This is a genomic window from Rothia koreensis, from assembly GCF_052232265.1.
GTDB classification, from domain to species: Bacteria; Actinomycetota; Actinomycetes; order Actinomycetales; family Micrococcaceae; genus Rothia; species Rothia koreensis.
This window is the reverse complement of sequence record NZ_CP197643.1, coordinates 659,851-671,555: the sequence shown is the minus strand read 5'-3', so window position 1 is coordinate 671,555 and position 11,705 is coordinate 659,851. Positions and strand designations below refer to the sequence as shown.

The 11,705-nt window shown below is 65.7% G+C and carries 13 protein-coding genes; 7 read left to right on the top strand and 6 right to left on the bottom strand.

The features are described 5' to 3' along the window. Positions 1–123: 123 nt before the first annotated feature. From ACTSLZ_RS02920 to ACTSLZ_RS02905, 4 genes are all read left to right on the top strand, one after another. Positions 124–336, top strand: coding sequence for an MbtH family protein (locus ACTSLZ_RS02920; protein WP_443095655.1), 213 nt, complete (start codon positions 124–126; stop codon positions 334–336). Next, complete coding sequence (locus ACTSLZ_RS02915) at positions 333–1,337, top strand: ATP-binding cassette domain-containing protein (RefSeq protein WP_443095654.1); 1,005 nt, start codon at positions 333–335, stop codon at positions 1,335–1,337. Before ACTSLZ_RS02920 ends, ACTSLZ_RS02915 begins: the two co-directional genes overlap by 4 nt. Further along, positions 1,334–2,131, top strand: coding sequence for an ABC transporter permease (locus ACTSLZ_RS02910; protein ID WP_443095653.1), 798 nt, complete (start codon positions 1,334–1,336; stop codon positions 2,129–2,131). The genes ACTSLZ_RS02915 and ACTSLZ_RS02910 overlap by 4 nt, the downstream gene beginning before the upstream one ends. Positions 2,132–2,202: 71 nt before the next feature. Next, positions 2,203–2,967 carry a 4'-phosphopantetheinyl transferase family protein gene (locus ACTSLZ_RS02905; RefSeq protein WP_443095652.1) on the top strand — a complete coding sequence of 255 codons (765 nt, stop codon included), beginning with the start codon at positions 2,203–2,205 and terminating at the stop codon, positions 2,965–2,967. 86 nt (positions 2,968–3,053) lie between these two features. Here the strand turns inward: ACTSLZ_RS02905 and ACTSLZ_RS02900 are convergent, their stop codons facing one another. Then, complete coding sequence (locus tag ACTSLZ_RS02900; RefSeq protein WP_443095651.1) at positions 3,054–4,226, bottom strand: polysaccharide deacetylase family protein; 1,173 nt, start codon at positions 4,224–4,226, stop codon at positions 3,054–3,056. Between the two features lie 236 nt (positions 4,227–4,462). On the opposite strand from ACTSLZ_RS02900, the gene ACTSLZ_RS02895 reads away from it, so the two are divergent. Beyond that, positions 4,463–5,362: an alpha/beta hydrolase family protein gene (locus ACTSLZ_RS02895; protein ID WP_443095650.1), complete on the top strand. Its 900-nt coding sequence runs from the start codon at positions 4,463–4,465 to the stop codon at positions 5,360–5,362. A gap of 103 nt (positions 5,363–5,465) precedes the next feature. Here ACTSLZ_RS02895 and ACTSLZ_RS02890 read toward each other — a convergent pair whose 3' ends face one another. Beyond that, complete coding sequence (locus ACTSLZ_RS02890) at positions 5,466–6,026, bottom strand: dihydrofolate reductase family protein (protein ID WP_129316424.1); 561 nt, start codon at positions 6,024–6,026, stop codon at positions 5,466–5,468. Positions 6,027–6,114: 88 nt separating this feature from the next. Next, positions 6,115–6,627: a MarR family winged helix-turn-helix transcriptional regulator gene (locus tag ACTSLZ_RS02885; protein WP_443095649.1), complete on the bottom strand. Its 513-nt coding sequence runs from the start codon at positions 6,625–6,627 to the stop codon at positions 6,115–6,117. A 63-nt stretch (positions 6,628–6,690) separates the two neighbouring features. On the opposite strand from ACTSLZ_RS02885, the gene ACTSLZ_RS02880 reads away from it, so the two are divergent. Continuing rightward, positions 6,691–7,413, top strand: a complete 723-nt coding sequence (locus tag ACTSLZ_RS02880) for a hypothetical protein (protein WP_443095648.1) — start codon at positions 6,691–6,693, stop codon at positions 7,411–7,413. Beyond that, a complete protein-coding gene (locus ACTSLZ_RS02875; RefSeq protein WP_443095647.1) occupies positions 7,410–7,814 on the top strand; it encodes a nuclear transport factor 2 family protein in 405 nt (134 codons plus the stop codon). The genes ACTSLZ_RS02880 and ACTSLZ_RS02875 overlap by 4 nt, the downstream gene beginning before the upstream one ends. Positions 7,815–7,906: 92 nt before the next feature. On the opposite strand, the gene ACTSLZ_RS02870 is transcribed toward ACTSLZ_RS02875, so the two are convergent. The 3 genes from ACTSLZ_RS02870 to ACTSLZ_RS02860 are packed head-to-tail and all read right to left on the bottom strand — an operon-like array spanning position 7,907 to position 11,701. Continuing rightward, positions 7,907–9,865: a BglG family transcription antiterminator gene (locus ACTSLZ_RS02870; protein ID WP_443095646.1), complete on the bottom strand. Its 1,959-nt coding sequence runs from the start codon at positions 9,863–9,865 to the stop codon at positions 7,907–7,909. Positions 9,866–9,881: 16 nt separating this feature from the next. Next, positions 9,882–11,339, bottom strand: a complete 1,458-nt coding sequence (locus ACTSLZ_RS02865; protein ID WP_443095645.1) for a glycoside hydrolase family 1 protein — start codon at positions 11,337–11,339, stop codon at positions 9,882–9,884. Next, on the bottom strand, positions 11,336–11,701 hold the full coding sequence (locus tag ACTSLZ_RS02860; protein ID WP_129316419.1) for a PTS lactose/cellobiose transporter subunit IIA: 366 nt from the start codon (positions 11,699–11,701) through the stop codon (positions 11,336–11,338). The genes ACTSLZ_RS02865 and ACTSLZ_RS02860 overlap by 4 nt, the downstream gene beginning before the upstream one ends. Between the last annotated feature and the right edge of the window lie 4 nt (positions 11,702–11,705).

Below are 11,705 nucleotides of genomic sequence, written 5' to 3'. Positions count from 1 at the left end.
CGAGGGGACGCGGCAGGCGGTAGAAGGCCTGCCGGCAATCCGATCGCGCAACCGCTCCGAACTGACTGTGTACCTGCCTGACCTGATCGGGGCCCAGAACAACCAACTATCCCAAGGAGTCCGATGATGCTGAATCCATTCGATCGCGACGACATTGCCTTCAGGGTCGTCATCAACGACCTGGGCCAGCACTCGCTGTGGCCCGATTTCTCCGCGGTGCCCGACGGGTGGGTCGCCGTCTACGGTCCCTCGGAACGTCAGGAATGCCTGGCCTACGTGGAAGCGCACTGGCCGGATATCACCCCGAGCGCAGAGCGCGACAGGGCCATTTCGTGAGCCCCGGATCCTTGGCGGAACCGCGGGGCCCCATGGTCTCGCTCCAGTCGCTTCGCAAGAGCTTCGGACAGTTTCGTGTGCTCGACGGCGTCGACCTCGAGGTGTCCGCCGGAACCGTGAAGGGGCTGCTCGGCCCGAATGGGGCCGGAAAGACCACGACGGTACGTGTGCTCACCACGCTGCTGAATCCCGACGGCGGCGACGCCGTGGTCGACGGGTACAGCGCACGTCGCGAGGCTCATGAGGTGCGCAGCCGGATCGGCGTATCCGGCCAGTACGCCGCCGTCGATGACAAGCTCACCGGCATGGAGAACCTCACCCTGGTGGGTCAGCTCTACGGAATGCGCCGCCGCGCCGCCAGGATCAGGGCCCGGGAGCTGCTCGAACAGTTCAGGCTCGACGGCGTCCCCGCCAAACGACGGGCCGGGACCTATTCCGGAGGGATGCGGCGTCGCCTCGACCTCGCGGGCGCCCTGGTCGCCCGACCGCCGGTGATCGTCCTGGACGAACCCACGACGGGCCTTGATCCCCGAGGCCGCCGCGATACCTGGAACGCGATCTCCTCACTGGCCGAAGACGGCACCGCGGTCCTGCTGACCACCCAGTATCTGGAGGAGGCCGATGAGCTGGCCGACTCGATCGCCGTCATCGACGGGGGACGCATCATCGCCGAGGGCACCGCTACCGACCTGAAATCCCTCGCCGGCGGCGTCAGAATCGATCTGACCCTGGATCGCCAGGAGGCCGTGCCCGAGGCCCGCACCCGACTGGCCGAGTTGGGTCTGGACGTCACCATCGCAGCGCGATCCAGGCGACTGACCGCCACGGCCCCGGACGGCGAAGACAGCCTCGCCGCGGCCCTGCGCGTGTTGCGCGAGGCCCGGATCGGTATCGACGAGGCCGCCCTGAGACAACCGACCCTGGACGATGTTTTCCTGAAAATCACCGCGAAGCCGGCGGGCGTGCGCGCCGACGAGCCGGCACAGAAACTGAGCCTATGACCCTCATGTCGAGTCTGCGCGATGGCGCTGTCGTTGCCGCCCGCAATTTCACCAATGTCCGCAGGACCCCGGGGGCACTCGTCACGGGGGTGGCCCAACCCGTGATCTTCGTGCTCATCATCGGGTTCGTCTTCGGCGGAGCCCTGGGAGGCGCCCAGTACCGCGAGTTCCTCATCGGCGGCCTGCTCGCCCAGACGCTGACCTTCAACTCCTCCTTCACCGCGGTCTATCTGTCCAAGGACCTCCACGAGGGAATCATCGACCGTTTCCGGGTGCTGCCGATGTCTCGCCTCGGAGTCATCCTGGGGCGCACCTGGTCGGATCTGATCACCAGCGTCATTTCCACGGCCGTCCTGATGATCTGCGGACTGCTGATCGGCTGGCGCACGAGCACCGACCCACTCAGCGTCGTCCTGACATTCCTGCTCCTGCTGCTCTACGCCTTTGCGATTGCCTGGGTCGGCGCCGTCGTCGCACTCACCGCTCGCAGCGTGGAGGTCGCCCAGAGCCTCGGCCTGCTCTGGCTGTTCCCGGTCTGCTTCATCTCCGGCGCTTTCGTCTCCGCGGATGCCCTCCCCGGTCCTTTGCGCGGCGTCGCCGAGTGGAACCCGGTGACCGCCATCGCGACGATGGCCAGGCAGGGCTTCGGCAACGCCGCACCCGAGAACTTCAGCGCGGCCGGCGGCTGGCCAGCGGAGCACGCTGCCCTCTACGCCCTCCTGTGCTCCGTCATGATCATTGCCGTCTTCGCACCGATCGCCGTGGCCCAGTACCGCCGAATCAGCCACCGCTGAACCCGTCCGGAACCATCGGGGCCGAAATGATCAACGTTCTGCACGCCTCCTGTCCGGAGCTGGAGGCGCAGTTGCCTGCGTGCAGCGGCGGCGTCCTGAGCGGCCTCGAGGACACGGTAACCGCCCAGGACACCGCCTACGCCGACCTCAAAATCTCAGCCACGGACAGGCGGCGGGCCCTGACCTCGCGGGCCGCCCTGCGACTGCTGCTGGCGCATCGTTCCGGCGTGGAACCCCGACAAGCAGCCGACCTGGTGATCGACCGCCAGTGCCCCCTCTGCGGGAGGCCCCACGGTCAGCCGAGGTCCCAGGCTGCGAGCCTGAGCAGCTCCGGATCCGACGACGCGGCTCTCGCCGGGGTCGCGCGGGCCGACCTGCGACTGGGGGTCGATATCGAGCGCATTCCTGATCGACTGTTCGCCGGATTCGATCGCTACGCGCTCCACCCCGTCGAAGCGGCCGCCCTCGACGTCGCCCCGTCGGATCCGCGGCCGACACCATGGGCCGCGTCCGCGGATCCCGGCACCGGAATCCGTCATCGGATCGACCGCTGGGTTCTCAAGGAAGCGGTGCTCAAGGCCGCCGGGCTGGGACTGGATCATGCTCCGCACGATCTTCTCCTGGGCGAACGAATTGTGCACGCACCGTGGAAGGACGCAACGGCGACCCGCGACCTGCGATGGCACCCGGTGGTCGAGGCCGCCTCCGCAAGGGTCCACGGGCTATGGGCTTGCCTCATCCCCGGTCCGGCTGGTCACGCCGCGGCCGTTGCCGCTTCCGTACCGGAGGAAATCCACCAGGTGGGCATCGAACAAGTACTGAGCCCCAAGGCTTGAAGTCGCCGTCCGGCCAGACGGACGAGATTCTCTCCGGGCTCGTGCTGCTCACCGCGCTTTCTCCCGCGAGGACGACGACGTTCCCCCTATCCGGAGATTGATTTGGGGCGTTGGGGATCCAGGACCGTGTGCGGGTCGAAGAACTCATTCAACGTCTGCGAAGTCCCCTCGATCGCGTGCTTCAACGAAATCCCGTCCACATTGATCCGGGCCTGACGCAGATACTTGCCCCCGGCCTGACCCCAGGCCGGGACCGAGGCATCCACATTGAAAAACGCGTTGAACCCCTGCGACTTCAAATACTGGAACTTCTCGTTCTCGTAATCACCGATCCCGGCAATATCGGCCCCGAACGGGTAGATCAACAAGTCCGTCTTGCCCACGATCGGGGCGACCTCGGCCTGCCACTTCTCGTTATCGGCCCGAATATGATCCACCGGGGACTTCGTGAAATTGATATGACCCCAGGAATGGGAAGCGAATTCCCACCCGTTGTTCTTGATCGCATCCGCGACCTTCTTCGCATCCTTCTTGTCCTGGTCCAGGTTCTTGTTCTGGTCCTTGTAGGAAATATCCGAGGTCCGGTACCCCAGGACCCCGTTGTAGCCGGTCATCGCGATGACGCCTTTGGCCCCGTCGTGGGAGAAATCCGGGTGCTGGTCCAGGAATTCTTCCATGATCGGCAAGTGGTCATAGGCTCCGACCTGTTTCTTGCCGGCGGCATCACGGTATTCGTTGACGATTTTGCCGTCCTTGACGATCAACCGGTCGGGGAAGCCGTCGCCGTCCATGTATTCGTAGTAGGAGAGGTCGTCGAAGGAGATCACCAGTGGTTTCTTGCCTTCGGGCAGCTCCAACGGTTTCAGTTCGATGCTGCCGTCGGGGCCGGTGGTGTAGAGCTGGTGCGGGCTGATCAGGATGTAGTTGCGGTCGTAGACCTGTTGGATGATTTTTTTGAATTCGTCGATGGTGACCATGTAGTCGAGGTAGCCCTTGGCCTCGTCGTCGCCGTCGAAGGCTCGTTTCGGGTCCGCGACCAGGGAGTGGAAGAACAGGTGCGAGACCATGGTGTTATCGGCCCAGGTGACCAACGGACCCTGCGGGGAAGCCGACGCCGACGCAGACCCCGAGGAAGGACTCGGAGCCTGAGAGGACGAGCCTCCGGAGGAACCGCTTTCCTGCTTGCCGCACGCGCTCAAGGCAATCGCACCCGCCACTGCCGATGCAGACGCCAAGGCGACTCTTCGAGTAATAGTCAACGACCTCATCCTTCTTCTGTTTCTCGGCCAATTGATGTTCTGACGGACTAAATGTACTAGTCAGTACAGAAAAACGGTACACTCGTGCCCGCCCGGACCGAACCACACCGGAGCCAGCACAGGCGCTGTGAGCCTGAAGATCATCCGCAGGATGTGATCAAGTGCGCCCTTTTTCAGGAGTGCGAGCGGCTCGGACCGCTGACACACGACCGGCTTGTGCCGCGATCATGGTGGCCGTGGCCCTCGTGATGAGCGCCTGCTCCCACGGCAAGGAACAGACGCCGACGCATCATTCGCTGGAAGCCTCGCACACCGTGCTGGGCGTATCCCAGGCCATGGTCGCCCACCGGCAAGCTCCCGAGATCAGGCGAGTGCCCTACCCGGTCTCCGGGCCGGGAGATGAAGCACAGAACTGGGGCGATCTGTTCCTTCCCGCGGGAGACCACCGGGAAGGGTCCGTGCCGTTGGTGGTGCTCGTTCACGGCGGCGGCTGGCAGGCCGCTTCGGGCGCGCAGGAGATGAACGAGTATGCCGAAGATCTCACCACTCGAGGGGTTGCCGTCTACAACATCGAGTACCGGCGTGTGGGCTCCGGCGGAGGGTGGCCGGAGACGTTCACGGACGTCGCGGCGGCGGTCGATCACGTCCCCGAACTCTTGGCCCAGAACTCCGAGCTGTCAGGCTCGGTGGAGCTTGCGGGCCACAGCGCCGGCGCGCAGTTGGCCCTCTGGGCTGGGACCAGACGCGGTACGTCGTCTTACCCGTGTGCCAATCCGCCGAGGATCAGACCGGCACGCATCGTCGCCCTGGCCGGCCCCTTGGACATGCAAACCGCTGCGCGATCGGGAGACGCGGGATCGATCGGCGTCATGGGCGGAGCGCCTTCGACCTTTCCGAAGCGCTACCAAGCAATAGACCCGATCCTCAATACGACCCCTTCCGTGCCCGTCGTTGCGATTCACGGTTCGCTCGACCGAACCGTTCCGGCGGAGATATCCAGAAAATACATCCGCCGACTCGATGCCGTCGGCGGCGACGGCCGACTGGAGATCCTCGATCGGGAGAACCACGGATCGTTCTTGAAACCGACGAGCCCGGCTTATGACCACGTCCTCAACGTCATGGCGAATTTCTGAGAGCGACCGCCGAGGTGGCAGCGACCGCCGAGGTGGCACTCCCGTGCGGAAAAAGACCCAAAAACTGCACGTAGTTGCCACCTCGGCCGGTCGTCGCGCGCCTCTACGCGGCGTCGTCGGGCGCGGAGCTGACGGAATACGTCAGTCGGGCGAATCCCCCGACGTGTTCCGCACCGACCAGGTGAAGGCGGGTGGAATCCAGCCGTCGGGGAAGCAGTGGCGCGCCGCTGCCCAGCGCGACGGGCGCGACCGACAGCCTGATTTCGTCGAGGGCGCCCACGTCCGCAAACTGGCCGGCCAGGTCGCCCCCACCGACGACCCAAATGGTCCCGTTTGCGGCCGCCTCCCGGATCTCCGGCAACACGTCGCGGACCGACCCCGAAATCAACTGGACCTGCGCATCGGCGGGGATGGGCAGGTCCCGGTGGGTGAAGACGACGACGCGCGTGGAACCGAACGCTTCCTTCCACGCTCCAGGGGACTCCATGGCACCGATTTCACGCAGAACCCACTCGTACGTGGTCGAGCCCATGACCTGCACCGATGCGTCGGGAGTCGCGAGTCTCGGGTCGTCGCCGCCGGGGACGGGAAACAACCAGGACAGTGAATTCTCATCGTCGGCGATCCAACCGTCCAGGCTCGTCGCCGTCTCGTAGATGATCATGCGGCCATGCTAGTGCGCACCCGCGTCCCGGCTACACCAGTCACGGCCTCGGACAGTTCTCATCCGTACCCATCGCGGGAACGGCCCGTCAGTGCGCCGCGGCCTTTCGGCCTGCCGCATCGGCCCGGCCCGCTGAGTCGCCCCCATCTGCCGTGGTGCCCCGATGGATGTCGGTGGAGAGCCCTCGCGACGCGGCGATTCTCCCCAACAACGACTGCAAAACTTCCACCTCGCCAGGATCCAGGCACTCGGTGTAGGTCAGTTCGTGTGCCTCGGCGAGGGGACGAATACCGGCCAGAACCTCCTCGCCTTCCTCGGTCAGGCCGACCTCGTGAATTCGGCGATCGGTTCGGCTGCGACGTCGCTCGATGAGCCCCCGATCCTCGAGCCGGTCCAGGACCGCGACGATCCGGCTGGGGCCCACTCCGACCTGCTTGCTGAGCACGCGTTGGCTCACGCCCGGCGTGCGGCCGATCAGACGGAGAAGGCCCGCATCCGAGGCCGTGATGTTCAGGGATTGCAGCGCCTGTTCGAAACCGCTCGCTGCGTCGGAGCCAAGCTGGGACAGCAGGAAAGCAATCCGGTGGTGGGGCTGGGGCATGGATGTCATACCCCCATAATAGACCCCCTTGATAAATCATTCATGGGGTGTATTGTCTGTGGCATGAACGAGAACCAGGAAACCCGCATTCCCCACCATGACAGGGCACGACGTCGCCCGGACGGCCCCCACCCGGGAATCATCGCCGCCGTGTGTCTGGGTCTCTTCGTGGCGAGCCTGGTCGCGATGGCGGCCCTCAGCCACGGCGGCACCCTCTCCTCGCCGTTCTCGGACGACTCGGCAGACTTCTACACGAGGCACGGGCTCGCGGTCCGAATCTCCGCGTGGTTGCAGCTGGGTTCCTCCGTGCCCCTCGGCATCTACGCGGCCACCATGTCCTCCCGTCTGCAACGCCTCGGCATGAAAGTCCCCGGCCCCGTGATCGCGCTCTTCGGCGGCGCCAGCGCCTCCATCATGCTGGCGCTGTCGGCGATCCTCACGTGGACGGCCGGCCAGGACGACGTCGCCGCGCTCCCCGAGCTCTCCCGGGCCCTGGGATTCATCGCCTTCGGAACCGGCGGATTCGCTCACGTGCTGGGGCTGGGCCTCCTGGTGGCCGGCATCGCGGTTCCGAGCCTGATCCGTCACCTTCTGCCGACTCCACTTGCCTGGGCCGGGCTCGTGATTGCCGCGCTGTGCGAGCTCACCGTTCTCGCGATGGTAATCGAACCACTCCAGCCCCTCATCCCGATCGGGCGCTTCTCGGCCCTCATCTGGATCGTGGCCGCAGGCTTCCTCATGCCCCGCACCCGCCATCAGAGAAACACAACGAAGGAGACACCATGAACACCATCAACGACACTCTGGCCACGTGGGCCGATTCGGAGCGTCTCTGCGACGCAACCACGGCAGCCACCATCCTGACCGAGGATTTCATCGGTATCGGACCGGTCGGCTTCCAGCTTCCCAAGGGCCCCTGGCTGCAACGTCTCAGCGACGGCCAACTCCATTACGAGGAACTCTCCCTGGACGAACTGGCCATTCGGGAATATTCCGATTCCGCGGTCGCCGTGGCCCGCGTGAACACTCTCGGCACGGCGCGCGGCAACCCGCTGCCGACCACCCGGACCGCATTCCACCTGGTGCGCGCCGACGGCGAATGGCTCATCGCGGGCATCCAGCACAGTTTCATCGCGGGAGCTCCTGGCTCTCCCGTTCCGGCCCCACAACCGGAGGGTGAACGCTGAGTCAGGGATCCTCCACGAGGTCCGCGCCGTCGACGACGCAGTGCGATGGACCCAAGAGATCGACAGAAGGGGGAGAGACTCTCCCCCTTCTGTCACGCCACGACGCGGTCGAGAGCCTCGACGAAGTCGGCTTTGCTGCCCGCCGCATCCACGAATTCCTCGAAGCGTTCGGTATCGGTGAGTACCTGACTCAGCACGTCGAGAACTTTCCGGAAGACGACGAGACCGTCCGGGGCGACCGCGAACAACAGAATCAGCCGCACCGGTTCGCCGTGCCACATCATCGACCGCTCCGGCCGCAGAATACACACGCCGGTCCTGAGTGCATCGGTGTGCAGGGAGTGCGGTATAGCGAAACCGCTTCCGAAAGCCGTGGACGAGCGCCTTTCCCTGTCCATGACGTCCTCCGCGTAATCTCCCCGCACGTACCCCGCGCGGTGAAGGGCCTCCGACCCGGCCTCGATCGCGGCCTCGGGCGAGGTCTCCGCGCCGATCTCCAGGAACAAATCGGCGTCGAGCATGCGCAACATGCTCTCCTTGACCTGGTGACGCCGCTGTCGTTGCTTCTCCTGCCCAACGGCCCCGGCAATGGCGGACGCGTCGGCGGCGTCGACGAACGGGGAGACCTGGACGACCGGGATGTCCCCCGCGTCCGGAACCGGGACGGTGCTGATGACGATGTCGCTGGGGACCGCGGTGACGTCGTGGGACAGATCCGTGATGGTCCTGTCGCAGACCGCGCCGTCGGACGCCGCCCGCACGATCCGATCGATCGTCGTCTCGGACAGGCGTCCGTAGGAGGGCGTGACGATGGTGTAGGTGACGCGTGGGCCGGCGTCGATGTTGTCCTGGAAGGCAGTGCCCAGGTGGAAGGACAGATAATCGATCTCCCCCTCGCTGAGCCCTGCCCCGAGGTGGCCCTCGAGGGCCTGCGACAAGTGCAGAGTAATTTCGTGGACCACGGGGTGGGCCGCTTTGAAGCCCTGCCCCAGGGGGTTCAGCCACTGGTTCCCGCTGCGAACGCGCCGGCCCAGGCTCTGGATGTGGACCAGCAGCGCGTCCAGGGTTTCGTCGCGCGGGTGGCCCAGTCCGAAGAGTCCGCACACGTCGTCGACGGTTGCGCGCGCGACTACGCTCAGTGCCTCGTCCTCCGCCGCTCCCGACGACGCCCCTCGGTCCCGGTCCCGGCCGACATCGAGGTACGCCCGCAGGATGTCGAGTTCTTCAGGAGGAAGGACCCAACCGTAGACCTTTCGGAACGACGCCGCGACCGCCTCGGCCGCCTCAGCCCCCTCGGTCCCCTCGCCCGCCCCGGCCGCTGCCCCACCCGCCGCCGGGCCGCGGCGGTCGTAGCGGGCGGGTTCCGGCTCGCCGAGCGCCTCGTCGTCACCGAACCTTTCGGCCACAAGGGACAGGTGCGTCATGAGCTCACCGAGCACGTACTGATTGGGGAGGTGACCGTGCTGTTCCAGACCGGCTATGACCAGGCGGTGCAACCGCGCCACGGCGGAGTCGGGCTCATTGCGGATTCCCCGCATGACCTCGAGACCCGCGCTCTCCGAGGCGTTGTAGAGCAATGATCTCAAGAACCTGCGCTTCTGCCGCTCGGTCCCTTCGACCTCGATTCGGTCGCCCTCGCGCACCAGCGTCAACCCGTATTCGGCGAACAAGGGCCGCGCCCTCGCGACGTCGGCCTCGATGGTCGAGACGCTGACGCACAGCCGTTCCTCGAGGTCGAAGACGTCGGCGGATGCGGACCTGACCAGGGCCACCATGAGCGAATCAAGCCTCTCCTCGGGGGCGCTGGAGATGCGCAGGTCGCCGTCGGAGCGGCGTCGCACCTCCTCGTAGAGCTTGCGATCGAGCCTGATCCCCTCGGCGGAACTCACCAGCAGGTCGGCCCCGAACCTGTCGTTGACCGAGCGAACGTAATTGCGCACCGAGCGGTCCGTGACGGCGAGCGCACGCGCCAGGGTGGACGCCGGCACCGCGCGCCGTTCGCGAGCGAGGATGCCCACCAGCTGTTCTTCTCGGCGAGTTCGTGCTGACACCTGTCCTGCTCACGTCCTACGAGGATGCGTTCTTCCGCGACGCCGACCGGGCTGCGGTCACGTAATCGCGGTACCACCAGTATGAGTCCTTGAGAGTGCGGGCACCGCTCCCCCGCCCGTAGTCGTCCTGGTCGACGTGGATGAACCCGTATCGCTTGCTCATTTCGGAGGACGAGCAGGAGATGATGTCGATCGGACCCCACGCGAAGTGGCCACGCACGTCCACGCCGTCCCCGATGACTTCGGCCACGGCGTCGAGGTGCTCCCGCAGGTAATCGCTGCGGTAGGGGTCGTGCACGGTCCCGTCGTCCTCGAGCACGTCCTGGGCACCGAATCCGTTCTCGGTGATCATGATCGGGACCTGGTAGCGGTCCCAGTACGCGTTGAGCGCCATCCGCAGCCCGGTGGGGTTGATCGCCCACCCCCAGTCGGACTCCTCGAGGTGCGGGTTGGGTCGGCCGTCGACGTCGCCCGCGCCCCAGCCGGCCGCATCCATGATCCGCGTGTAGTAGTAGGAGAAGGTCATGTAGTCGGCGGTGCCTTCACGGAGAACGCGCTCGTCCTCCGCGGTGATCTCGACGTCGATGTCCCGGTCCTCGAAATACCGGCGGGCATATCCCGGGTACACGCCGCGCAGGGCGATGTCCGAGTAGAGGTACTGCATCTGGTTCTGCCGGAACGAGGCGAAGACGTCCTCGGGTTTCGGGGACGCCGGGTCCGTCAGGGTGTGGCAGAGCATCACGCCGAACCGGTTCTCGGACGAGATCGAGCGTCCCAAGCTCGTGGCGGCCGCGGCGGCGACCATCTCGTGGTGCACCGCCTGGTGTTTGGCGGCGACGATGTCCTCCACCTTGTCCTCGGCGACGCCCAGGTGGTTGAAGGACTCGTGCGTGATCAGGTTGATCTGGTTGATCACGATCCAGTACTTGACCCGGCCCGAGTAGCGACGCAAAACGGTTTCGGCGTACCGGAGGAACAGGTCGATCAGTTCCCTCGAGTACCACCCGGCGTAAGCGGTGGTCAGGTGCAGCGGCATTTCGTAGTGCGACAGCGTGATCACCGGCTCCATCCCGTGAGCGATCACCGAATCGATGAGCCGGTCGTAGAAGGCCAGGCCTTCTTCGTTGGGGCTCTCCTCGTCGCCCTGGGGAAAGATTCGGGCCCAGTTGATGGACGTTCTGAAGGAGGTGAATCCGGCCTGGGAGAGCAGCCGCAGGTCGTCGTCGTACGTGTGGTAGAAATCGATCCCGTGGCGCTTGGGGTACACGCCGTCCTCGTCCGCCACGTGGGCGGCGATCTGGTCGGTGGTCATCTCCTTGTTCGACTTCTTCTTCAGCGCGACGTCGTCCCGGAACTGGTTGATGTCGGCCAGGCACCATCCTTTGCCGCCTTCTTTCCAGGCGCCTTCGGCCTGGTTCGCGGCGATGGCTCCGCCCCAGAGGAAGTCGGCGGGGAACGTGTTCTGTGGGCTCATGGTTGTGCAACCTCGCGTTCTTCCAGCGCCCGGAGGCGCGTCTCGTAATTCTCGAAGATGGGGAGCATCTTCCGGACCAGGCGCAGCTCGCCGTAGGCCGTCATGAGGGTGTCCTCGGCGTGGGTGAACAGCATCGAATACGCGGTCGGTTCGCCGCTCGCCTCCTGCTGGATGCGGTCCGTGTGCACCACGTGGGCTTCGCTGACGCTCTTGTCCGCGCTCTCGAGCAGCTCTCCCGCTCGCCGGAAGTCTCCTTCGGCGACCGCGGAGAGGGCGGCGTAGGTGTCCGTGCGGCCCTTGCCGGCGTTGATGATGATCTTCATGGCTTCGTCGTTCGGAGCCTGGGACGGGGTGGTCGACATGGTC